This is a genomic window from Asticcacaulis endophyticus, from assembly GCF_014652575.1.
Lineage (GTDB): Bacteria > Pseudomonadota > Alphaproteobacteria > Caulobacterales > Caulobacteraceae > Asticcacaulis > Asticcacaulis endophyticus.
This window is the reverse complement of sequence record NZ_BMZB01000001.1, coordinates 255,401-278,779: the sequence shown is the minus strand read 5'-3', so window position 1 is coordinate 278,779 and position 23,379 is coordinate 255,401. Positions and strand designations below refer to the sequence as shown.

Here is a 23,379-nt window from a genome sequence, read left to right as displayed (position 1 = left end):
GGTCAAATCACAATGATTGGTCTTTTGCGGCGGGTTTTTTAGGCACCGCCATATTTTTACTCTGAACTGACGCCTTACGGGTTTTACCCGGCGTTTCGGAGGTCTACAGTGCGTAAAACAAAAAAACAGGAAGGGATGCTCATGACCCAATTTTACCGCGCCCTATGTCTGGCGTCAGGGGTAGCCAGTCTGTCTCTTATCAGCGTGCCTGCGGTCGCACAGGCGGACCCGGCGCTTTACACCCAGCCAGATCTTCGGATCGGTCTGGGTAATGATAATGAAGGCGATACTATCCCCGGTGTCGCGCGTCCCAACGGCTCGATCCATCCGTCGCCGGAAACGCTCAATCCCAATAATTCCGGTTACAATCCCGTCGAAAAGATCAGTGGTTTTGGCCAGTTGCACACCCAGGGCTCCGGCGGGGTCACGACCTATGGCACCTTCCTGTTGTCGCCGCAGGTGGGGGTGCCCGAATTTGATGAACCGGCGCACCTGTCGGACAAAGCCAATGTGACGATGGCCGCCGACTACTACAGTGTCGATCTGGCCCGCTATGCGACACGGGTAGAGATCACACCAGCCCACTATTCGGCTATTTATCGTCTGACCTACCCCAAAAGTAACGAGGCGCAACTCGTCTTTGACGTGACGCGTAAAGTGGGTGGGGTGGTCGCCTCGGAACTGGCGGATGTAAAGCTCTACCCGAAAGAGGGTAAGATTGTCGGTCACGTTAAGGCCAAGGGCTACTGGAATCCGGCGCTGATTGACATCTGGTTTGTTGCCCGCGTCAGTCAGATGCCCACAAAGTGGGGCCTTTTCGACAAGGCTGCTGTAAAAGCGGGTGCCACTCAGGCCGCGACCGGCCCCGATGAGCGTCTGGGCGCATGGCTGACCTTCAAGGGTACGCCCGACAAGCCGGTTCTGGTTAAGCTAGCCGTGTCGTTTACCAGCGCCGAAACCGCCGAAGCGCTGCTTGATAAGGAAATTCCGGACTGGGATTTCGAGCAGGTGCGCAAAGATACGCAAGTTGCCTGGAATACGCGGTTGTCGAAGATTGAGGTGTCAGGCCTCGATACGGCTCAGACCCGGCGCTTTTATACCGCCCTGTACCACAGCTCGATTCAGCCGCGTGATCGCTCGCTGGACCAACCCGCCAAGGAAATGGGGCGGCCAAACTGGGATGATCACTATACCCTGTGGGATACCTATCGGACCCTGTTCCCGCTGATGTCGATCCTGTCACCAAAGGACTACGCGTCAAACATCAATTCGCTGGTCCATACCTATGATAAGCTGGGGGCGGCGGATACGGCCATTATCGGTGGTCAGAACTACCATGTGGGTCAGGGCGGCGACGAAGCGGACAATGTGATCGGTGAGGCCCTGCTGCGGGATGCCAAGGGCGTTGACTGGAATGAAGCCTATCGTCTGACGCATTTCAATGCGTTTGAGCGCCGTCGTCCGCGCTATCTGGAAAGCGGTTATTTTGGTGTCGGTGATCTTAGCCCCGAACCCAATAATCAACGCGCCAAATCGGGCTCATCGACGCTTGGGTTTGCGCTCAACGATTATTTCGCCGCTCAGGTGGCCAAAAAAGTCGGTAAGACCGATGAGGCCGAACGCCTGATGACGCGCTCCGCCAACTGGCGGAAAGTCTGGAACCCGGAAACGACCAGTGATGGTTTTAGCGGCTTTATCATGCCGCGTTATCCCGATGGCCGGTTTCAGGACATCGACGCCAAGCTGGGTTGGGACGGTAAGGTTCACAATAATGTCGGCTATTACGAAGGCACGGCCTGGATCTATTCTTACGGCGTGCTGCACGATATCGACGGCATGGTCGAGGCCATGGGCGGGCGGGTGCGCTTTAATGAGCGTCTGGTGCACGCCCTCAGTTCCAACTTGATCGATATTACCAACGAGCCGTCGTTCTCGACGCCGTGGCTGTTCCACAATATCGGCCGCGCCGATCTGTCGTCCTACTGGGCGCGTGAGGTATCCCGCCATTTCACCGCCACCGCCTATCCGGGTGACGAAGATGCCGGGGCGATGAGTTCCAACTATGTCTTTAACCGTCTGGGCCTGTTCCCCAAGCTCGGCAGCGATCGTTATTACCTGCATGGCCCGCGTCACGCGCACAGCGTCATTCAGCTTGGCGGGGATAAGTCTCTGGAAATCGTGGCGGATAATGCGGGGTACGACCGGCCTTATATTGCGGGCGTGACCCTGAACGGCACCCCACTTGAGGCACCGTTTGTCACCCAAGCGCAGGTGCAGGCGGGGGGTAAGCTGGCCTTTATCATGAGTGCCGTACCGGGGCAGTGGCTCTATGACGGCGCGGTCGTGACGGCATCGTCAAGCGTGGCCGAACTGGTTGATGGTAAATCCTCAACGGTCTGGACCGCCAACGCTGGCGACCACTCCACCTTTGAGCGGACATCGCCGGTGTGTCTTAAGGCCTATACGGTCAGCACTAGCGACCCATCAACACCACCGTCAGCATGGCGCGTCGAAGGCTTTGACGGCAAGCGCTGGGTTAGGCTCGATAGCCGCAAGGGTGAGGTATTCGATCAGCCCTATATGACCAAAACCTATGACCTCAAAGCCAAGGCCTATGCCCGCTATCGTTTTGCCCTGACGGCGGGCAAGGCGGTCAAGGTGGCCGAGATTGAACTGATCGCGGCTTCGTCATCGGCCTGTAAATAACTATCGTCGGGCGGGCCGCAGAGCCTGCCGACGCGGAGGACTGATTATGCGTACCCCTATTGTACCCGCGCTTACGGCTCTGGCTTTGGTGCTGGCGACACCGGCTTTAGCTCAGGTGGCGGCGGTTGCCGAGTGGGAGCGGCCGGAGGTGGTGGCGGTGAACCGTGAGCCGATGAAGGCGACGTTCTTTAACTATGAGAGCCGCGATATGGCGCTCAAAGGGGATAAGTCGGCGTCGCGCTTTTTTCAGTCGCTGGACGGGACGTGGGATTTCAAATTCTCCAGGGGCGTAGAGGCACGCCCCAAGGATTTTTACAAACAAGACACGGCGAGTTGGGACAAGATTCAGGTGCCCGGCATGATTCAGGCCCAAGGCGAGGGCAAGTTCGGTCTGCCGGAGTTCTATAATATCAAATATCCGTTCCCGATGAACGAGCCCTATATCCCGCATGACGCCAATGAGGTCGGATCGTATAAGCGCAGCTTTGAGGTGGCATCCGATTGGTCGGGCAGGGATGTCTTCCTGCATATCGGGGCGGCGGGGGCGGCTTATTACATCTGGGTCAATGGCGAAAAGGTCGGCTATTCCGAAGATTCCAAACTGCCGTCAGAGTTTAACCTAACGAAATTCGTCAAGCCGGGCACGAACAGCATCGCCATTGAGGTCTACCGCTATGCCGATGGGTCTTACCTTGAGGATCAGGATTTCTGGCGACTGTCGGGAATTGAACGCTCGGTTTACCTTTATGCTGAGCCTAAAACACGTCTGCGCGATTACACGGTCACGGCGTCGCTCGATAAAACCTATACGGATGGCACCTTCGCGCTGGAGGCCGAACTGGCGGGCGCTAAGGGATCGGGCACCATCACCGCCACGCTCTATGACGGCGACACGCAGATTTTGAAGGCTTCGGCTAAGGCGTCGACCACTAAGCCCGCCAAGCTGACGGGTACGATCAAGGGCGTGAAGGCCTGGTCGGCGGAGACGCCGAACCTTTACCGGCTGGTGATCGAATATACAGACGCCAAGAGCAATCTGATTTCGGCTACATCGCGCAAGATCGGCTTCCGCACTGTTGAGATGCGAAATGGCGAAGTGCAGGTCAATGGCAAGCGCGTGATGATCAAGGGCGTGAACCGCCATGAACATGACCCGAAAACCTTCCGTGTCATGACCGAAGACCTGATGCGCAAAGATATCGAGCTGATGAAGCAGGCCAATGTTAATGCCCTGCGCACCTCGCACTATCCCAACGATCCGCTCATCTATGATCTGGCCGACGAATACGGCCTCTATGTCATGGACGAGGCCAATGTCGAGAGCCACGAATATATGACGCTGGGCCGCGACAAGGGCGATACCAGCGTCCAGTTGGGCTTTAAGCCGCACTGGAAAACCGCGCACCTTGACCGCATCTCGCGCATGGTTGAGCGCGACAAGAACTCGCCTTCGATCATCTTCTGGTCGCTGGGCAATGAAACCGGTGTCGGCCCGAATTTTGAAAATGCCGCTAAATGGGTTCGGCAAAATGACCCGACGCGCCTGCTATCCTTCCTGGGCTATAGCGCGCTGACTGAGGAACATAGGCCTAACTCCTATGTCGATATCTATGCGCCGATGTATGATGACATCGACCGTATGCGCGACTACGCCGAAGACCCGCAATTTACCCAACCGATGATCCAGACCGAATACGCCCACGCCATGGGCAATTCTCTGGGCAATTTTGAAGACTATTGGCAAACCATCCGGGCTCACAAAAAGCTGCAGGGCGGCTTTATCTGGGACTGGGTTGATCAGTATGTCTATGCCAAGGACGATAAGGGCCGCACCTATTGGGCATCAGGTTTTGATCTTAACCCCAAACGCGGCGACAATAGCGTCATCGGCGACGGCGTTATCAAGGCCGACCGCACCCCTGATCCGGAATATTACGAGTTGCGTCAGGTGCAGGCTCCGGTCGCTTTTGAGCGGGATGCAGGCGGCAATATTGTCATCGAAAACCGCTACGACTTCATCGATTTGTCGGGCTATGACCTGCGTTGGGACGTCCGCATAGACGGGCGTGAAAGTGCCAGTGGTGTGCTCACGTCGGTGCCGGTCAAGGCCGGGGCGCGCCAGACGATCCCGCTAAGTCTGCCCGCTATCGGTGATGACGGCGAAGCCATATTGACGGTGCGGGCCATCGCCCGTGAGGGTGCCATTAAGGGCGTGCCCGCGGGTACCGAACTGGCCTTTAATCAATTCACCTTGAGGGCGGCAGCACCCTTAAGCGTCGCCGCCTCTGGTACTGTGAAAATCTCAAAATCTGCCGACGCTATCACCCTGAATGCCGCTCGTAATCAGTTGACGGTCGATACCCGCACGGGCCTGATCCGCTTTGATGAGGCGGGCAAACAACTGCTGAATGGCGGGTCGCCCAACTTCTGGCGCGGGCTGACTGATAATGATGTGGGCATCGGCCTTGAGAAAAGCCACCGTATCTGGAAGGACTATACCGAGCACCGCCGGGTGCGCGGCATTGAAACCGGCGCTGATTTCGTCCGGGTCAACTATGCGCTGGGACAGGGCGGGGGCCGCTTTGATATCACCTACCGGATGTCGGGCGATGGTCAGGTCGATGTGACGGCGGCGTTCACCCCCGAAAAAGACGATCTACCTGATCCGTTGCGGATCGGCCTGCGTTTCAATTTCGATCCATTGATGGATGACCTGAGCTGGTACGGCAAAGGCCCGCACGAAAGTTACGACGACCGCCATACGGGGGCGGCCCTTGGCCTTTATCGCGGTTCGGTTCGGGCCCAGTATCATGACTATGCCCGCCCGCAGGAAAGCGGCAATAAAACCGATGTGCGCTGGGTGTCGCTGTCGGACGATAAGGGGCACCGTCTTAAAGTGACCGGGGCGCAGCCTTTGTCAGTCAATGCCCTGGCCTTCCCCTATGAAGACCTTTACGTCCGACAGCAGGGTACCTGGAAGTCCTCCGATATCGCGCTTCACGGTGAAGGTTCGCTGCTGATTGATATTACCCAGTCAGGCGTCGGCGGCGATACGGGCTGGAATTCGATCGGGCGGCCATTGGTCAAATACCGCGTGCCACTGGCGCCGGTCAGTTATAGTTTCCGTCTGTCGTCCAGTCAGGAATAGGAGAGGCCTATGCTTCGCTCGCGGTTGCTATCGGGGCTTTTGTCCGGAGTTATGCTGCTGTCGGCGGCGTCGGCGTTCAGTGCCGAGGTCACCCTGTTTGACGGCACAAATAAGATTGGTGTCGTCCACGAGAAAGGCCGCACGCTTGAGCTGGCCGCGCAGATGTTGTCGCGTGACGTTGAGGCCTTGACCGGACACACCGCGAAGGTCTCAACCCGTCTGCGCGACTGCCCGCAGGTGTGTGTGGTCATTGGCACCTATGACTCAGGCGTGGTGGCAGGCCTTGCCAAGTCGGCAGGTGTTGATCCCTTGGCCCTCAAAGGGCAATGGGAGCGCTATGGCCGGGCCGTGCTGCAAAAGGACGGCAAAACCTATGTGCTGATCTATGGCTCAGACCGTCGGGGCGCGGTCTACGGCGTTACCGACCTGTCGCGCGAACTGGGGGTGTCGCCGTGGGAATGGTGGGCCGATGTCAAGCCACGCCGGACCGAGCGGCTGGTGATCGATGACACGGCGCGCCTGTCCCAGACCCCTTCGGTGCAATATCGCGGCATATTCCTGAACGACGAAGACTGGGGCCTTGAGCCCTGGGCGGGCAAGACCTTTGAGCCCGAAGTCGGCAATATCGGGCCAAAGACCTATGCGCGGGTCTATGAGCTGATGTGGCGGCTGAAGGCCAATACGCTGTGGCCAGCCATGCACATCAATACGGTGCAGTTTTACGGGCTGAAACAAAACCCGAAAGTGGCCGATGACTATGCCATCATTATCGGCACCTCCCATGCCGAGCCGATGATGCGCAACAATCTGCGCGAATGGGATGAGGCCCGCGACGGGCCGTTCAATTTTACCGTCAACCGCGATAAGATCCTCAAATACTGGCGCACCCGGCTTAAGGAAAGTGCGGCTTACGAGAACATCTATACCGTAGGCCTGCGTGGGATACACGATGGACCGATGCAGGGCGCCGATACGCTTGAGGCGCGCAAGGACGTATTGCAGTCGGTGATCGGCCTTCAGCGCAACCTGTTCAAGTCCGCTCTGGGGCGGTCGCCGGAGACCGTGCCGCAGACCTATGTGCTCTATCATGAGCTTCAGGAAGCCTATGACGCCGGGCTGAAATTGCCGGACGATGTCACCCTGATGTGGGCCGATGACAATTACGGTTATATCCGCCGCCTGAGTAATGCTGAGGAGCGTAAGCGCTCCGGCGGGTCAGGCGTATATTACCATGTCTCCTATTGGGGGCGGCCTCACGATTATCAGTGGCTGGGGACTAACCATCCTGAGTTGCTGCGGTCGGAAATGCAGAAAGCTTACGCGCTTGAGGCGCGCCGCATCTGGATACTCAATGTCGGTGATGTCAAACCACTGGAATATCTGGCGCAGTATTTTCTTGATCTGGCGTTTGATGCGGACCTTCTGAAATCAGGCCCAAGGGCGCATCTGACGGGGTGGGCCGATGAAACTTTCGGAGCCGGGAATGGCACCGAAGTCGCCGATATCATGATGGGCTTTTATGATCTGGCGTTCGAGCGAAAGCCTGAATATATGGGCTTTTCCGAAACTGAGCCGGTCACGCCGGTGACAATGAGCGATTTCGTAAAGCCCGACGGTGAAAAGGCGCAGGCCCGTCTGGCCGCCTATGCCGATCTGGTGGCGCGGGCCGAGGCGCTGGGGGCACGGTTGCCGCCGGATCGTCAGTCGGCCTATTTTGAACTGGTGCTTTATCCGGTCAGAGGAGCGGCCAATCTCAATGCGCGGGTGCTCAACATCGATCTGGCCGGTCTCTATGCCCGTCAGGGGCGGGCCAGTGCCAATGTTTACTCTGACCGCGCCCGCGCCGCCCATCAGGCCATCGTGGCCGATACCGCCACCTATAACGGTCTGGAAAACGGCAAGTGGAACCGCATGATGGACATGGCACCGCGGCGGTTGCCGGTGTTTATGGAGCCGGTCTATCCGCAGTGGTCACCGTCATCGCAACCGGGCTGTGCAACCGCCGTTGCGGGTGGCTGGTGGAATGATGAAAACGCCCTGACCTTTGTGACGGGCCAACCACGCAGCCGGGTGATCGAGCTATTTACGCGGCAGGCAACGGATCAGACCTGGACGCTGAAAGCCCCCAAAGGGGCGCTTAAACTATCATCCGAAAGCGGCACGCTAGATGCCACCAATGGCTGGGAGCAGCGCCTGACCGTCACCTATGACGGCACAACCGAACTGGGTCCGATCGATATCCAGTGCGGCGGCAAAACCATCCGCATCCACACAAAGCTTCTGCCCGCACCGGTCCCGGCCGATTACGTTGAAAATGATCGCCGCGTGATCATACCGCTGGCTAGCCAAAGTGATGCGCGCTGGGAGCGGCTTGAGGAACTGGGTCATACTGGCGACGTGCTTCGGTCGCGGCTTGATCTGCCAACCTTACAGGCCCCTGACGGTGAGCCGCTGCGATACCGGTTTTCGACCTACAGTTCCGTGGGCGGTAGCCTTAATCTGGTCGGCCTGCCGGTTCATGCGCTCAATCCGGGGACGGGCGTGAAAATTGCGGTGCAACTGGATAGCGGCCCCATCGAAGTACTCGATTTTTCGACCGTCGGCCGCAGCGATCAGTGGCGGGCCAATGTGTTGGTCAATAAGGCCGTGCAAACCCTGCCGCTGCGGATGCTGAACGCCGGGGCCCATGAGCTTAAGATCTGGCCGCTCGACCCCGGTGTGGTTCTGGACCATGCTGAGATCCGGCTGGACGGGGCGGACAAATATTATGGCATCGTCGAATAATCAGGAGCAGGACATGAAACGCAAATTAGCCGGGTTTATCGCGGCGACTTTGATGATCGCAGCCAGTGCGGCGGTGGCGCAAACGCCCATATCACCGCGCTTTAATGCCGACCCGTCGCCCCATGATTTTAAGGGCAAGGTCTATGTCTATGCGACCGATGATGCGTCCAATTCGGGCACGTACTGGGATTCGACCACATGGCGGCTCTATTCGTCAAAGGATATGAAAACCTGGTCTGACGACGGCGCTTTTCTCAGCGTCAGCGTCTTTAAGTGGGCCAAGCCCGACGCCAAGGCCTGGGCGCCGGAAGCCGCCTATCGCAACGGTAAATATTATTTCTACGCCCCGGTCGGCGGTGACAAGATCGGCGTCGCCGTCGCCAGTAAACCGCAGGGACCGTTCAAAGATGCCCGCACAGATGCGCTGATCGACAAGGCCCGCGACGCCAATGCCGGTGATGAACCCATTGATCCGGCGGTGATGATTGATGATGATGGGCAAGCCTATTTGTTTTTTGGCACGCGCGTGCCCAAGGTCATTAAGCTCAATAAGGATATGGTCTCAACCTCCGGGCCGATCATGAACGTCGAAATCACTGGTTTCCCTGCCAACGACCCCAAGAAAAAATACGGCGAAGCGCCGTTTTTGCATAAGCATAACGGGCTATATTATTTCAGCTTTTCAACCGGATGGCCGGGGCAGATTGTCTATGGCACCTCAAAATCGCCGGCGGGGCCGTTTGAATATCGCGGCGTGATTTTCGATTATCTGTCTATCAGCACCAACCATCAGGCGATCATGAAGCGGGGCGGTAAATGGTGGTTCTTTTATCATGACAATCTCCTGCCCGGAGGCGGCAGTCATCGGCGCTCAATCAGCTTTGCACCGCTGATCCATCGCCCTGACGGCACTATCGAAGAGATCAAGCGCTAAAAATCAGGACGCAGCCCTATGTTCTATCCATCGCGCAGGCAGGTTATGTTGGGCGGGGCCGCGGGTGCCAGCGCTTTTGGGACCGGAGCCTTTGGGAATGGGGCCTTTGCGGCCTCCGGTATTCAGCCCTTTGGCGCCGTGCCATCTGAGCGTCAGGCGGCGTGGCATCGGCTGGAAACCTATGGCTTTGTGCATTTCACCATTAATACCTTCACCGATCGGGAATGGGGATATGGTGACGAGCCTGCGTCCCTGTTCAATCCGTCTGACTTTAGTGCGGATCAGATTGTTGATGCCGCGCAAACGGGCGGTCTGAATGCCTTGATCCTGACGGCCAAGCATCATGACGGCTTTTGCCTGTGGCCCAGCGCCTATACCGAACATTCAATCAAAAATAGCCCCTACAAAGCCGGTAAAGGCGACATCGTGCGCGAACTGGCTGAGGCCTGTACGCGTAAAGGGCTGAAATTCGGCACCTATCTGTCGCCGTGGGACCGCAATCATGCCGAGTATGGCCGTGACGCCTATGTTCGCTATTACCACAATCAACTGGAAGAACTGACCACACAGTACGGGCCCTTGTTTGAGGTATGGTTTGACGGCGCCAACGGTGGGGACGGCTATTATGGTGGGGCGCGGGAACGGCGGCGCATTGACGGCGCAACCTATTACCAGTGGGACCGCGTGCGCGAGATCGTTCGCCGCAACCAACCGCAGGCGGTGATGTTTGCCGATGCCCATATGGACATTCGCTGGGTGGGCAACGAAGAGGGCCACGCGGGCGATCCATGCTGGCCCACGGTTGACGCGACGCCGTTCACCAAGGCCAAGGGCAATAGCGGCACACGTAATGGCGACATCTGGAATCCGGCGGAAACCGATGTGTCTATCCGGCGCGGCTGGTTCTGGCACGCGGACGAAGCCCCACGCAGTGCCGCCAATCTGTTGCGACTTTATTTTGAGTCCGTGGGGCGTGGCTCCAACCTGTTACTCAACATGGCCCCAGACCGACGCGGGCGTGTGCCCGACGAAGATGTGCGCGAACTGAAAGCCTGGAAGGCCCTGCGCGATCAGCTTTATGCGGTCAATTTGGCAAAGGGCGCCACGGTGACGGCATCAAGCCACCAGTCGTCGCATTATAAGGCCGCCAACCTGCTGTCCGACACGGCATACTGGGCAGCAAAGACAGAGGATCGCTCAGGCGCATGGGTTGAGGTCAAACTGCCGACAGCCCAGACCTTTGATGTCATCCGGCTGGCCGAAGATATCGGGCTGGGCGTTCGGGTGGATAGCTTTGCCATCGACATATTTAAGGCGGGCGACTGGCAACAGGTGGCGCAGCATCAGTGCATTGCCTATAAACGCCTTGTGCTGTTGCCGGAGCCGGTCACAACCGACCGTGTGCGTGTGCGCTTCGTTAAGGCTGACGCCTCACCGGTCATCGGGCAGTTTGCCCTGTTCCTGAAGCCCGCAATCATTGAGGCGCCAGTGATACGTCGTGACCGGGCGGGCATGGTCACACTTTTAGCCGCTAACCCGAAAGCGTTGATCTATTTCACGACCGATGGTTCAATCCCTTCTGTATCCAGTCCGGTCTACACACAGGCTGTATCTCTGGTGAACGGTGGTTTGATTAACGCGGTCGCCCGGCTGCCGGACGGCACGGCCAGTGAGGTGTCATCGGCCAGTTTTGATGTGTCGTCGGCGTCATGGAGCCTTGTGAAACCTGATGCCACGCCGTTCTCAGGCGCAAAGTTTTCAGGCCCTGTCGACGCCGCCTATGAATTGATTATCGACCTAAGCCGCTCTTACGATCTTTTGGGTATTACCCTGTTACCGGGGGAGGCCAATCCCTTACTCAGCGAAGGGCCGCCTGCCGGATATCAGATATGGATCAGCGCGGACGGACAAAACTGGGGTGCGCCGGTGGCGCAGGGCGAGTTCTCCAATATCGCCAATAGTCGCGCGGTTCAGACGGTTCGGTTCAAAGCGTCTGTAAACGGGCGCTTTGTCCGGCTGGTGCTGCCTCAGCCCGTCGTCGGTAGTAAAAAAGTCGCTTTCAAGGACTTGGGTATCGTCACGCGCTAAGCGCTTATCGGGATTTCACCATGTCTCAACCCATTAGAAAAGTAGTCATTGCCGGGGGCGGCACCGCCGGATGGATGACGGCGGCGTGGTTTGCCAAAACGCTCAAATCTGATGTCGAAGAGATCGTTCTGGTCGAAAGCGATGATATCCCGACTGTGGGGGTCGGTGAGGCGACAACGCCCTATATTCAGGTGTATAATCAGGTGCTCGGCATCGATGAGGCCGAGTTCCTGAAATTCACCGGCGGCACCTATAAGCTGGGCATTGAATTTGAAGGCTGGGGGCGGGAAGACAACCGCTATTTCCATCCCTTTGGGGCCTTTGGGCGTGATTTTGGCGCCTTGCCGTTTCATGCGGCGTGGTTGCGTCATGCGCTGGAGACCCCTTCGGATAGTCTTGAGGCCTATAATCTTCAGGCGGTGGCTGCGCGGGCGGGGAAGTTCATGCCGCCGACCGGGACTAATTCCCCGCTGGCCGAAATCACCTATGCCTATCACTTCGATGCCTCGCTCTATGCCCGTTTTCTGCGTCACATGTCGGAAGCCGGCGGGGTGACGAGGATCGAAGGCAAGATCGAGACGGTGCTGACCGACGATCGCGGTTTTATCACTGGCTTGAAACTGAATGGCGGCCGTCAGGTTGACGGCGATCTGTTTATCGACTGCACAGGCTTTCGGTCACTATTGCTGGGTGAGGCGCTGGGCGTTGGCTTTGAGGACTGGTCGCACTGGCTGCCCTGCGACTGCGCCTATGCTGTGCCCACCGTAACGACCACGCCGCCACTACCCTTTACCCGCTCAATAGCCCACAGTGCCGGGTGGCAGTGGCGCATTCCGCTTCAGCATCGCAATGGCAACGGGATTGTGTTTTCAAGTGCGTTCATGGATGAAGCAACGGCGGTTTCGCACCTGATGTCCAGCCTGAGTGAGCCAGCGCTGGCTGAGCCGCGGCGCATTGCCTTTACCACCGGCCGCCGCAAAAAGTTCTGGCATAACAACTGTGTGGCTATCGGGTTGGCGTCAGGCTTTCTTGAGCCCTTGGAATCGACATCGATTATGTTGATCCAGAACGGCATTGCCCGCCTGCAGTACCTGTTTCCGGACCGGGCGTTTGAGGCCGCCGACATCGACGCCTACAACGCCGAAATGACGCGCGAATATGAAGAGGTGCGTGATTTCCTGATCCTGCACTATCATGTCGGTCAGCGTCAGGACAGTGACTTCTGGCGCTATTGCCAAACCATGCCCATACCGGAGACTTTGGCAGCCAGATTAGCCCTGTTCGAGAGCCGGGGACGTATTCCGCCTGAGCGTGGTGAGCAGTTTCGCACCGGCAACTGGCTGGCGGTGATGTGGGGGCAGGGCCTGCGTCCGCGTCAGGCCGATCCACTGGCTTTGAGCATACCTCATGCTGACCTTAGCCGTTCCTTATCCGATATCCGTCAGGTGATAGCGGCCTGTGGTGATCGGATGCCATCGCACGACGCCTTCATACAGCACTATTGCCGCAGCACTATCGGCATGAAACAGGAGACACCGAATGGATAGCACAAAACGTAACCTGCTGCGGGGTGTGGCTGGACTGGGGCTGGCGGGCGCGCTGCCTGCCAAAGCCGTTGAATTGCCTGAACCGGGCTATGACCGGATCGCAGACGGCGCTTTTAAACCCAACTGGGAGTCGCTTTCAGCCGGTTATAAGACACCGGACTGGTTCCGTGATGCCAAATTTGGGCTGTGGGCTCATTGGGGGCCGGGGTGCGTGCCTGAGTACGGGGACTGGTATGCCCGCAGCATGTATCTGCAAGGAAATGGGGTCTATGATCATCATGTCAAAACCTATGGGCATCCGTCGGATTTTGGCTTTATGGAGTTTTATCCGCGCTGGACGGCTGAAAACTGGAACCCCGGCGAGTTGCTTGATCTCTATGTGAAGGCGGGTGCGAAATATTTTGTCGCCATGGCCAATCACCATGACAATTTCGATATGTTCGATTCGAAGTTTCACGACTGGAATTCCGTCGCGATCGGGCCGAAAAAGGACATTATCGGCATCTGGGAAAAAGAAGCCCGTGCGCGTGGCTTGAAATTCGGTGTCTCCAACCACGGGGCCCATGCCTGGCACTGGTTTCAGACGGCCTATGGCTATGATCCGGAAGGTCCGCGGGCGGGCGAACGCTATGATGCATATAAGCTGACCAAACTGGATGGCCGGGGCAAATGGTGGGAGGGGCTGGACCCGCAAGCCCTCTATGGGGGCGCGGTTATGCCCCTGCCGGACGGCATAAAGACCATTGCGCAGGCCAATGACTGGCACGAACAAAACGATCGGGTATGGACTGAAGCGCCGCCTTTGGCGAACCCGGCCTTTACGCGTCAGTGGTATCTGCGCTGCAAGGATCTGATCGATAGCTATAAGCCCGACCTTCTCTACTTTGACAATTTTGATTTGCCGCTGGGGCAGGCGGGACTGGATATCGCGGCTCATTATTACAATGCTTCGGTCCAGTGGCACGGAAAGCTGGATACCGTGCTGAATATCAAACCGCAGGGCGAGCCTAAAAAAGGCTATGTGGCCGATGTCGAACGGGGTTTCCGGGCGGAAATAAGCCCCGAACCGTGGCAGACAGATACCTGCATCGGCCACTGGCATTATGATCGCCGGGTCTATGAGCAAAATAAGTATCTGCCGGCAGCGGCTGTCATTCATCGCCTGTGCGACATCGTCTCCAAAAATGGTAACTTGCTGCTTAGTATCCCCGTTCGTGCTGACGGGTCGATTGACGATCAGGAGCGCCGCATTGTCGAAGGCGTAGGCGAATGGATGGGGCGTTTCTCAGAAGCGATCTACGGTACACGCCCCTGGAAAATCTATGGCGAAGGCCCCACACAAGTGGGGGTCGGCATGTTCGGTGAAAGCCAGCAAAAACCTTTTACACATCAGGATATCCGCTTCACCACCAAAGATAAGGCGCTTTATGCCATTAGCCTCGGCCGTCCGGTCAACGGTAAGCTTACGATTGCGTCTCTGGCTAAGGGCGCCAAATATGCCCGCGGTCAGGTTCGGCGCGTTCAGATCGTCGGGGACGCGTCACCGCTTGATTTTCGTCAGGACGACAAAGGTTTGCAAATTTCTGTGCCGGTAGCTTCCTGCCACGACATCGGTGTGGCGTTAAAGATTACGGGCGTGGTGTAAATGCCCTCACGAGGGGCGCCTGACTGATGGCCATCAAAAGCCTGACCCACTTGGTATGGGCAGACCCCGATAAGGCGGGTAAGCATGAATTATGGTTCAATTTTACCGCGGAAATATCGAATTTTAAGTGTTTTTTATATTTCCCGGACAAATCCGGAAGACCTATTGGTGCCCAGGAGAGGACTCGAACCTCCACGACCGTTAAGCCACTGGCACCTGAAGCCAGCGCGTCTACCAATTCCGCCACCTGGGCACTTTATCATTAGGTGCGGCCTCAAGCCTTATCGGCTGAGGAGGCGGACGTTTAACGACAAACTTTTGTGGCGTCAATGGCTTATGTGACGAATATTCAAAACAATTTGTGCATGTTTTGGTAGGGGGCTTTCATCAGGCGTTGCGTAAGCGAAAACCTTACGCTAATTGGGGGAATGTAGCGATTATCCAGGGGTTTCCTATGGCGGAATTGGTCACGATCTTCGGTGGTTCGGGCTTTGTGGGCAAGCAGGTGGTGCGGGCCTTAGCCAAGCAGGGCTGGCGCATCCGTGTGGCGGTGCGTAAACCGACCGTCGCCTATGACCTTAAACCGGCCGGTGACGTGGGTCAGATTCAGGTCGTGCGCTGCGATGTGCGCAAAGAGGCCGATATCGACCGCGCGCTTGATGGCGCCTCAGCGGTGATCAATCTAGTCGGTATTCTTTATCAGACCGGCGCGCAGACGTTTGATGCTTTGCACCGTCAGGCGTCAACGACGATTGCCCAAAAAGCGGCGGTCTTAAGTATCAAACGCTTTGTGCAGATGTCGGCGATTGGCGCCGATGCAAATTCTTCGTCGAAATATGCCGCCTCAAAAGGGCAGGCCGAAGCCGCGGTGCTTAAGGCCATTCCGACCGCCACCATTGTTCGCCCCAGCGTGATCTTCGGCCCGCAGGACGGCTTTTTCACCTCTCTGGCCTACCAGACCAAGATGTTTCCGTTTATGCCGTCAATCGGTGGCGGCAAGACTAAGTTCCAGCCGGTCTATATCGGTGATGTCGCTCAGGCCTTTGCCGAGATCATGTCGTCCGATGCCCATTTTGGCAAAACCTATGAACTGGGTGGCCCCAAGGTCTATAGCTTCAACGACGTCGTTAAATATGTCGGTCAGGAAGTTATGGCGCCTAAGCCGCTGATCTATATGCCGTTCTTTGTGGCCAGCGCCATTGGGATTGGGGGCGATCTAATGGCGGCGTTTGGCCTGCCGCCGCTGGTGACGACAGATCAGGTCCTGTTGCTGCAAAAGGATAATGTTGTGGGCGCGCAGGCGGCGGGTCTTAAGGCTCTGGGCATAGCGCCGACCGCCGTGGAATCGGTGGTGCCGGGCTATCTGTGGCGCTTTCGCAAGAATGGTCAGTTTGCCGTGGCGGTTGGCTAAGGTTTATCGAATATCATTTAAAAAGCCCGCTGAGAGATCAGCGGGCTTTTTTATTATCTGAACACCACGCCGTAATGCAGCAGGATCAGTCCGGTAATGCCGACCGCCAGCCGCCACAAGGCGAAGACGCCGTAGCCATGTTTGCTGACGAAATCGAGCACCGCGCGCACCACAAACAGGGCCGTTACAAAGGCGGCAATAAAGCCGGTGGCGATCAGACCGACATCGCTGAAATCCATCTGATCGTAGGTTTTATAGATGTCGTAGGCAAAGGCACCGGCCATGGTCGGCATGGCCAGAAAGAATGAAAACTCGGCCGCGGCTTTTTTCTCGACCTTCATCAGCATGGCCCCGATCAGGGTTGAGCCTGAGCGCGACATGCCGGGGATCATGGCCAGACATTGAAACAGGCCGATGGCCAGGGCGGTTTTAACATCCAACCGCATGGCGTCGCTATGAGTAGGCGTGGGGGCAAACCGGTCAACCAGCCACAACAGTATGCCGCCGATGATCAGGGCGTAGCAGATGGTCTGCGGCGACTCAAACAACACCCCCTTGATAAAGTCGTGCAGCAAAACCCCCAGCACCAGCGCGGGCAAAAAGGCGACCAGTATACTGATGACAAACCCGCGTGACTGCGGATTAGAGGGCAGGGTGATGACGACGTTCCACAGCCGGTTGAAATAGAGGCTGAGCAAGGCCAGTACGGCCCCCAATTGGATCAGCACTTCAAACGTCTTACCCGTCGTGCTGAAATTCAGGAAATGGCTGAGCAGCAGCAGGTGGCCTGTCGAGGACACGGGAATATATTCTGTCAGGCCTTCGACAAAGCCCAGCAGCAACGCGATCAGATAATCCATAAATCCCTCTTGAAACGCAGCCTAGTGGCTCACAAACACATACGTCTGAACGACCGTAATGTAATGTACGGTTATGACAAGAGGGTTAAGCCGCGCGTTGAAATGTTTATATCACGCTTTTCAGGGGTTTAAGGGGTGTTTGCCGATGTAACGCAGGCGGGCCTTGGGCGCGGATTTTGAAGCGATCTGCTCCATGGCGTGCGCCAGCCAGCCCGCACTGCGACCTAAGCCGTAAAGGGTGAACGGCGCTTCCTTGGGCAGATCGAGATGACGACCCAGCAAGGCAACGGCCAGTGAGAACCCGGCGGGACGTCCGGTGAGGTCTTCGCCGACCTGAAGGATGGTTTTGAGGTCATTGCCCATGTGAGGCGCGGCGGCCATCAGGCTTTCGGCGCGCTGCTTTTCGGATGAGGCGGTCCCCGCCTCAAAGCCGGGGAGTTCCAGACCCTGATTAAGATAGGTCTTGGCGACCAGTTCCGGATTGCCGTGGCGGCGCACCTGAGTGACATAGGCTTCGGCGCGGGAAATGCGCCCGCCGAGCTTAGGCCCCATCAGGGCGGCGAAACCGGCCATGATCGAATTGGCCAGTGGCCCTTGCGTGGCGGCGCTAACGCGTACGGCCAGCGTGGCCTCGTCCAGTTCGGTATCAGCCGACAGTATCAGAATACGGCGGATCAGGTCGATATCGCGCGGGTCATTGACCTTCCAGCCGCGCGCAAGGCGTTGATGGAAAAACAGACGCGGGCCGCCGTTGGTAACCGAATCGATCAGTTCGTTGAGCAGACCTGCCGCCTCTAACTCAAGGTCGCGCTCCGGCAAAATTTCCTGCATCGCCTCTTCTTCGAGGCGGCGGCTGAGCATGGCCATGACCCGTGCGCGCGGGCCGCCGGGGAAGTTGACATCGGGGCGCGGTTTCAAGGGGCCAAACAGGTTTGAATTATCGCTCTGCCACAGCAGCGTCGCCACCGGCTCAAAGTTTTCAGTCTCAGCGAGGACAAGGCTGTCCTGGCCGCGATAATAGTGGCGGCCCTGAAAGGTAATCGAGATCTCGGAATCGATGGAGGCTTCGCCGCGTGCCGGATTGCCTGAGCTTATGATATTGGGCGCCGGGCGTGGCGTGGGGCTTGCGTGGGCATGGTCGCTGCGACCGGACAGGCGCTCAACATCGTCGAGGGAATAGAGACTTTTGCGCGGGTGATCAGGGTCACTTTTGGCCGCGATTCGCTGACGGCTGACGTAAGCGTAGAGGGTTTGGGGCTTAACATCCAGACGCTCCAGCGCTTCGGCGCGGCTAATCCATTGACGTGTCATATGTTTTCCCTGTGTATGCGAACGCGAACTGACAATGCGATAATCAAGATTGACGGCTTGCGGTAATTAGACACATTTCATATAAAAAATCCATTATTGATTCGTGGGTGAGTCAAGATGGATTTCGATAAAGATGTGCGTAATTCGCGTTTAGCCGTAGCTTAGCTTAAAAACCGTCGATCCCTTGTCCCGCCTAAGTTTTAGCCGGACGTGAGCGTGAGATACATACTATCTGCTTAGAGAATAAGACGATAATGTGGCGGTTGTCTGCGCGGACGATCACAGTGTTTTGAAACTAATAAATGTAAGAAAATCATAAGCATGGTGGGTGCGGGAATGATTTCAAAGCTTTTCATGCCTTATTTGCACATCCTGCGGTAAAAGGCTTGCCGTGACCGTGCGCAATATGGTTTTACTCGTCCTCCTGAGCTTTGCGTCATTGCGCGCGCGGCTTTTCAATCACGGTTAGGTTTATGAGTGCCATTGAACGGCAGTTTTATCATTTCGCCTTTGACCCGGCTTCGCGCGTGGTGCGCATGGCGCTGGGCGAAAAGAAGCTTGATGTCACAGAAATCGCTGTCAAATACTGGGCGCCAACCGATGAGTTGCTAAAGCTCAATCCGTCAGGGCTTTTGCCGGTGCTGGTTGAGAATTACGAAGACGGCCAAACCGTGGTGGTGTGTGAGAACCGCGCGATCTTAGAGCACCTCGAAGAACTACCGCTGTCGCCGCGCCTGTGGCCGGTGCCGATGCAGGAGCGGGCCGAGGCACGCCGTCTGGTCGGATGGTTTGAGCGCAAGTTCGACTATGAGGTCAATGCCCTGTTGCTCTATGAAAAAATGGAAAAGCGGTTGATGGGGCATGGCGCGCCGGACATTAACAATCTGCGCGCCGGGCGTGAATCTCTGCGCGATCACTTAAGCTATTTTGAGAGCCTGCTGGAAACGCGCAACTGGCTGGCCGGACGGTCGATGTCCTATGCCGATTTTGTCTGCGCCGCCCACCTCAGCGTCATCGACTATTTCGATGAAATGAACTGGCAGAAGTACCCGCACCTTAAGACCTGGTATATGGTGATCAAATCACGCCCCTGTTTCCGGCCATTGCTGAATGATATCCTGCCGGGGGTGACCGCAGCCGCCCATTATAAAGAACTTGATTTTTAGGCCAGCGTGCGCCCAATGACCCCATGAAGGCGAAACCCAAAAAGCTGCCGCCAGAAGCGTTTAAGGCTGCGGTCAGGGCAGAGGCTCTGACGCTTGGGTTTGCTGATCTCAGGTTCCTAGATATTCCATCGTCATGGTCGGCATCTGAGCGATTGAAGGCCTTTGTCGAAGCCGGTCTGCACGGCCAGATGCAGTGGATGGAAGACACGTTAGAGCGCCGCGCCCACCCCACGGCCATGTGGCCGGACGCGAAAAGTGCGATTGTGCTGGGGTTTAACTATGGCCCCGACACAGACCCTTTGGAACAACTGCAATACCCGCAGAATGCCAATATCAGCGTCTATGCCCGCGGCGATGACTACCACGACCTGATCAAGAAAAAGCTGAAAGCGTTGGGGGGCTTTATCGCCCAGAACTTTGACTGCCAGCTTAAGGTCTTTGTCGATACCGCACCACTGATGGAAAAGCCGCTGGCCCACCTGTCGGGACTGGGCTGGCAGGGCAAGCACACCAATCTGGTTTCGCGTGACTTCGGATCATGGCTATTTTTAGGGGTAATCCTGACCGATCGTGTGCTGGAGAGCGATCGTTTTGAGCCTGATCATTGCGGGTCATGTCAGGCCTGTCTTGAGGCGTGCCCGACCGATGCGTTTATCGGGCCCTACCAACTGGATGCCCGCAAATGCCTGTCGTACCTTACCATCGAATATAAGGGCGCGTGGCCGGAAGTTTTCCGCCATCAGATGGGCAACCGCATCTATGGCTGCGATGACTGTCTGGCGGCCTGCCCGTGGAACAAGTTTGCCCAAACGACGCAGGAAATAAAACTGGCTCAGCGCGACGGGTTCGATCAGTTACGTCTGATCGATATGGCGCGGCTGGATGATGAAGCCTTTCGTGCCCTGTTTGCCAAATCGCCGATCAAGCGCATCGGGTTGGCGTCTTTCTTAAGGAATGTGCACTACGCCATGGGAAATGCAGTGGCGGGAACTGAAAACGACGAGATGATCGCGGTACTTAACGATAATCTCACACGCGAACATCCTGTGGTCCGGGCTTCGGCTGTCTGGGCGCTGAAACAGGGTATGGCGGCGGATGCTTTTGCGGCCTTACGGGCACGGCACATGGATGAGGCCGATCCCGATGTGCGGGCCGAATGGGCCGGCCCATGACGGACAGCCTCAGATTCTCAATTATCGTCGTCAGCTATAACAGCTCGGCCTTTTTGCCGCGCTGCCTTGAGGCGTTGCAGGCTCAAACCCTGCCGCGTGCGGCCTATGAGATTGTCGTGGTTGATAATGCCTCGGCCGATTTTGAACTGGACGCGTGGCGGGCCCGCTATCCCGATATCCGGTTTGAACAGTTTGAGGATAATCTGGGCTTTGCCGTTGCCAATAACCGCGCCGCCCAAATGGCAAGTGCGCCGTGGCTGGTGCTGATCAATCCCGATGCTTTTGCTCATGCCGATATGTTGCAGGCCTTGCAGGGGGCGGTGAGTGATTATCCGGCCGTTTCCATGTTCAGCGCCCTGCAACTCAGTGCTAATCATGCAGGTAAGCTGGACGGTGCGGGCGATGGCATGATGGCGTTTGGGTTTAACTACCGCATGGGCTACGGCCACGATATGCCGCAGTTTTTACCGGTCGGTGAAGTCTTTTCGGCGTGCGGAGCCGCGATGATGATCCGGCGCGACTTGTTTGAGCGCTTAAACGGCTTTGATGAGGATTTTTACATCTATTGCGAAGATGCCGATCTGGGCTACCGCGCGCGTCTGCTGGGCGAAAGATGCCTGCTGATCCCGCAGGCCAGGGTCGATCATATCGGCTCAGCCACCCTGGGGGCGCGCTCGGATTTCGCCTTGCGTTATGGCTATCGCAACCGGTTGTGGATGTATCTGAAAAACACACCGTGGCCGGTGATGATTCTGACTCTGATGCCCCATATATTAATGACCATCGCGGTGATGATCAAAGATGCGCTGTCGGGTAAAGGCGTGATTGCCGGGGCAGCTATTTGGGAGGCTTTGACCAACCTCGGTCATATCCGGCGCAAACGCCGTGACATTCAGACGACGCGGCGCTTAAAGTCTTTACGCCTGCTAAAACTTTTGACATGGAACCCCGGTAAGATTACCGGGCGCGGTATTGATGTGAAGGAGATGAGACAATGAGTGCGTTTGATGCGTTGAAGTCCCAGGCCAAGGCCGATGCCAAGACGGCTATTGTCGATCACTTTACCGCCGATCCGTCACGGCTTGAGGCCTTGAGCCTTGAGGTGGCGGGGCTTTATGTCGATGTCTCCAAGCAAAGCTGGTCCGATGCCGGGTTTAAGTCGGCGCTGAAACTGTTTGAAGCCGCCAACCTCAAGGGCGCACAGGAGCGCATGTGGTCGGGGCAGGCCATCAACGTGTCGGAAAACCGCGCCGTTTTGCATGTGGCTTTGCGCGATTCCGACGCCAACAATCTGGGCCTGCGCGGCCCTGAGATCACCGAAGATGTGGCGTCTGCCCGCAAGGCGATGCAGGCCTATGCAGGGGCGATCCGGTCGGGCACCATCACCGGTGCCACCGGCAAAAAATTCAAGACCATAGTTCACATCGGGATTGGCGGGTCGGATCTTGGGCCACGTCTGGTTTACCAAGGTTTGGCGGCCCTTAATCCGGACATCGACATCCGCTTTGTGGCCAATGTCGATGGCTCAGAACTGGCTCTGGCTTTGGCGGGTCTTGATGCCGAAGAGACGCTGGTGATCGCCGTTTCCAAGACTTTCACGACGCAGGAAACCCTGGCGAATTTTGTGGGGGCTCGTGACTGGCTGATCAAACATTTGGGTGAGGATAAGGCCAAGGCCCATATGGCCGCTGTCTCTGCCGCCCCCGATAAAACCGGGGCTTATGGCATTGCGCCCGACCGGGTGTTCGGTTTCAAGGATTGGGTCGGCGGGCGCTACTCGCTGTGGTCGGCGGTGTCGTTGAGCGTCATCATCGCACTCGGCTTTGACGTCTATGAGCGCTTGCTTAACGGTGCCTATGAGATGGATCAGCATTTTTATCATGCGCCGCTGAATAAGAATGCGCCGGTGCTGCTGGCGGCGGCGCAAATCTTCAACCGCATCGGTCTGGACCGTCCGTCGCGCGCGGTGATCCCCTATGTCCACCGCCTGCGCCGTCTGGCAGCCTTCCTGCAACAGCTTGAGATGGAATCAAACGGCAAGCGTACCTCGCCGACCGGTGAGGTGTTGGCCTCGGCGACCTGTCCGGTGGTGTTCGGCGATGAAGGTACTAATGCCCAGCACGCCTTCTTCCAGATGTTGCACCAGTCGGAAGACGTCGTGCCGCTGGAACTGATCGCCGTTCAGCACAATTCTGAGGCGTCGGCTGACATGCAACAAAAACTGCTATCGAACGTCATCGCTCAGGGCGAAGCCTTTATGGTCGGTAAGTCCTACGCGACCGCCGAAGCCGAATGCAAGGCGATGGGCCTTGATGAAGCTCAGACCAAAATCATCGCCCCGCAAAAGGTCTGCCCCGGCAATAAGCCGTCAACGACGGTTCTGCTCAATGAACTGACCCCGGAAACCCTGGGCTCACTTCTGGCGCTTTATGAACATAAGACCTTTGCCGAAGGGATTGTCATGGGGCTGAACAGCTTTGATCAGTGGGGCGTTGAACTGGGTAAGACTCTGGCGACCTCGGTGTTGAAGGACATCACCGGTGACGCCATCGCGCCGCACGATGCGTCGACGACCGCGTTGATCAAGCGCGTTAAGGGTTGATATGG

At 57.1% G+C, this 23,379-nt stretch carries 14 protein-coding genes and 1 tRNA gene; 12 read left to right on the top strand and 3 right to left on the bottom strand.

Features of this window, described 5'->3' with window-relative positions:
- Positions 1 to 141 precede the first annotated feature (141 nt).
- From IE102_RS01230 to IE102_RS01200, 7 genes are read left to right on the top strand one after another with little or no spacing between them, the layout of a single operon-like run.
- Positions 142 to 2,706 carry a GH92 family glycosyl hydrolase gene (locus IE102_RS01230; RefSeq protein WP_189484561.1) on the top strand — a complete coding sequence of 855 codons (2,565 nt, stop codon included), beginning with the start codon at positions 142 to 144 and terminating at the stop codon, positions 2,704 to 2,706.
- A 46-nt stretch (positions 2,707 to 2,752) separates the two neighbouring features.
- A complete protein-coding gene (locus IE102_RS01225; RefSeq protein WP_189484560.1) occupies positions 2,753 to 5,854 on the top strand; it encodes a glycoside hydrolase family 2 TIM barrel-domain containing protein in 3,102 nt (1,033 codons plus the stop codon).
- A 9-nt stretch (positions 5,855 to 5,863) separates the two neighbouring features.
- Positions 5,864 to 8,638 (top strand): glycosyl hydrolase 115 family protein, encoded by a 2,775-nt coding sequence (locus tag IE102_RS01220; RefSeq protein WP_189484559.1) that lies wholly within the window; start codon positions 5,864 to 5,866, stop codon positions 8,636 to 8,638.
- 13 nt (positions 8,639 to 8,651) lie between these two features.
- The gene (locus IE102_RS01215) at positions 8,652 to 9,572 is read left to right on the top strand and encodes a family 43 glycosylhydrolase (RefSeq protein WP_189484558.1); all 921 of its coding nucleotides are present in this window, start codon (positions 8,652 to 8,654) and stop codon (positions 9,570 to 9,572) included.
- 18 nt (positions 9,573 to 9,590) lie between these two features.
- Positions 9,591 to 11,660, top strand: a complete 2,070-nt coding sequence (locus IE102_RS01210; RefSeq protein WP_189484557.1) for an alpha-L-fucosidase — start codon at positions 9,591 to 9,593, stop codon at positions 11,658 to 11,660.
- A gap of 20 nt (positions 11,661 to 11,680) precedes the next feature.
- Positions 11,681 to 13,207, top strand: a complete 1,527-nt coding sequence (locus tag IE102_RS01205; RefSeq protein WP_189484556.1) for a tryptophan halogenase family protein — start codon at positions 11,681 to 11,683, stop codon at positions 13,205 to 13,207.
- The gene (locus tag IE102_RS01200; RefSeq protein ID WP_189484555.1) at positions 13,200 to 14,852 is read left to right on the top strand and encodes an alpha-L-fucosidase; all 1,653 of its coding nucleotides are present in this window, start codon (positions 13,200 to 13,202) and stop codon (positions 14,850 to 14,852) included. The genes IE102_RS01205 and IE102_RS01200 overlap by 8 nt, the downstream gene beginning before the upstream one ends.
- A gap of 166 nt (positions 14,853 to 15,018) precedes the next feature.
- Here IE102_RS01200 and IE102_RS01195 read toward each other — a convergent pair.
- Positions 15,019 to 15,105 (bottom strand) — tRNA-Leu (locus IE102_RS01195).
- A gap of 201 nt (positions 15,106 to 15,306) precedes the next feature.
- On the opposite strand from IE102_RS01195, the gene IE102_RS01190 reads away from it, so the two are divergent.
- Positions 15,307 to 16,263, top strand: a complete 957-nt coding sequence (locus IE102_RS01190; RefSeq protein ID WP_189484554.1) for a complex I NDUFA9 subunit family protein — start codon at positions 15,307 to 15,309, stop codon at positions 16,261 to 16,263.
- Positions 16,264 to 16,316: 53 nt separating this feature from the next.
- On the opposite strand, the gene IE102_RS01185 is transcribed toward IE102_RS01190, so the two are convergent.
- Both IE102_RS01185 and IE102_RS01180 read right to left on the bottom strand, forming a co-directional pair.
- Entirely contained in the window at positions 16,317 to 17,123 is an 807-nt protein-coding gene (locus tag IE102_RS01185; RefSeq protein WP_189484553.1) for an undecaprenyl-diphosphate phosphatase, read from the bottom strand.
- A 120-nt stretch (positions 17,124 to 17,243) separates the two neighbouring features.
- Complete coding sequence (locus tag IE102_RS01180) at positions 17,244 to 18,434, bottom strand: citrate/2-methylcitrate synthase (protein WP_189484552.1); 1,191 nt, start codon at positions 18,432 to 18,434, stop codon at positions 17,244 to 17,246.
- Between the two features lie 473 nt (positions 18,435 to 18,907).
- On the opposite strand from IE102_RS01180, the gene fzlA reads away from it, so the two are divergent.
- The 4 genes from fzlA to pgi are packed head-to-tail and all read left to right on the top strand — an operon-like array spanning position 18,908 to position 23,374.
- The gene (fzlA, locus tag IE102_RS01175; RefSeq protein ID WP_189484551.1) at positions 18,908 to 19,600 is read left to right on the top strand and encodes an FtsZ-binding protein FzlA; all 693 of its coding nucleotides are present in this window, start codon (positions 18,908 to 18,910) and stop codon (positions 19,598 to 19,600) included.
- Positions 19,601 to 19,623: 23 nt separating this feature from the next.
- Positions 19,624 to 20,772 (top strand): tRNA epoxyqueuosine(34) reductase QueG, encoded by a 1,149-nt coding sequence (gene queG, locus IE102_RS01170; RefSeq protein ID WP_189484550.1) that lies wholly within the window; start codon positions 19,624 to 19,626, stop codon positions 20,770 to 20,772.
- On the top strand, positions 20,769 to 21,770 hold the full coding sequence (locus tag IE102_RS01165) for a glycosyltransferase family 2 protein (RefSeq protein WP_189484549.1): 1,002 nt from the start codon (positions 20,769 to 20,771) through the stop codon (positions 21,768 to 21,770). The genes queG and IE102_RS01165 overlap by 4 nt, the downstream gene beginning before the upstream one ends.
- Complete coding sequence (gene pgi, locus IE102_RS01160) at positions 21,767 to 23,374, top strand: glucose-6-phosphate isomerase (RefSeq protein WP_189484548.1); 1,608 nt, start codon at positions 21,767 to 21,769, stop codon at positions 23,372 to 23,374. Before IE102_RS01165 ends, pgi begins: the two co-directional genes overlap by 4 nt.
- The last annotated feature ends 5 nt before the right edge of the window (positions 23,375 to 23,379 follow it).

Coding starts and splice junctions, on each gene's coding strand:
- IE102_RS01230 (WP_189484561.1), top strand. CDS start 142: ATGACCCAATTTTACCGCGCCCTATGTCTGGCGTCAGGGGTAGCCAGT.
- IE102_RS01225 (WP_189484560.1), top strand. CDS start 2,753: ATGCGTACCCCTATTGTACCCGCGCTTACGGCTCTGGCTTTGGTGCTG.
- IE102_RS01220 (WP_189484559.1), top strand. CDS start 5,864: ATGCTTCGCTCGCGGTTGCTATCGGGGCTTTTGTCCGGAGTTATGCTG.
- IE102_RS01215 (WP_189484558.1), top strand. CDS start 8,652: ATGAAACGCAAATTAGCCGGGTTTATCGCGGCGACTTTGATGATCGCA.
- IE102_RS01210 (WP_189484557.1), top strand. CDS start 9,591: ATGTTCTATCCATCGCGCAGGCAGGTTATGTTGGGCGGGGCCGCGGGT.
- IE102_RS01205 (WP_189484556.1), top strand. CDS start 11,681: ATGTCTCAACCCATTAGAAAAGTAGTCATTGCCGGGGGCGGCACCGCC.
- IE102_RS01200 (WP_189484555.1), top strand. CDS start 13,200: ATGGATAGCACAAAACGTAACCTGCTGCGGGGTGTGGCTGGACTGGGG.
- IE102_RS01190 (WP_189484554.1), top strand. CDS start 15,307: ATGGCGGAATTGGTCACGATCTTCGGTGGTTCGGGCTTTGTGGGCAAG.
- IE102_RS01185 (WP_189484553.1), bottom strand. CDS start 17,123: ATGGATTATCTGATCGCGTTGCTGCTGGGCTTTGTCGAAGGCCTGACA.
- IE102_RS01180 (WP_189484552.1), bottom strand. CDS start 18,434: ATGACACGTCAATGGATTAGCCGCGCCGAAGCGCTGGAGCGTCTGGAT.
- fzlA (WP_189484551.1), top strand. CDS start 18,908: ATGAGTGCCATTGAACGGCAGTTTTATCATTTCGCCTTTGACCCGGCT.
- queG (WP_189484550.1), top strand. CDS start 19,624: ATGAAGGCGAAACCCAAAAAGCTGCCGCCAGAAGCGTTTAAGGCTGCG.
- IE102_RS01165 (WP_189484549.1), top strand. CDS start 20,769: ATGACGGACAGCCTCAGATTCTCAATTATCGTCGTCAGCTATAACAGC.
- pgi (WP_189484548.1), top strand. CDS start 21,767: ATGAGTGCGTTTGATGCGTTGAAGTCCCAGGCCAAGGCCGATGCCAAG.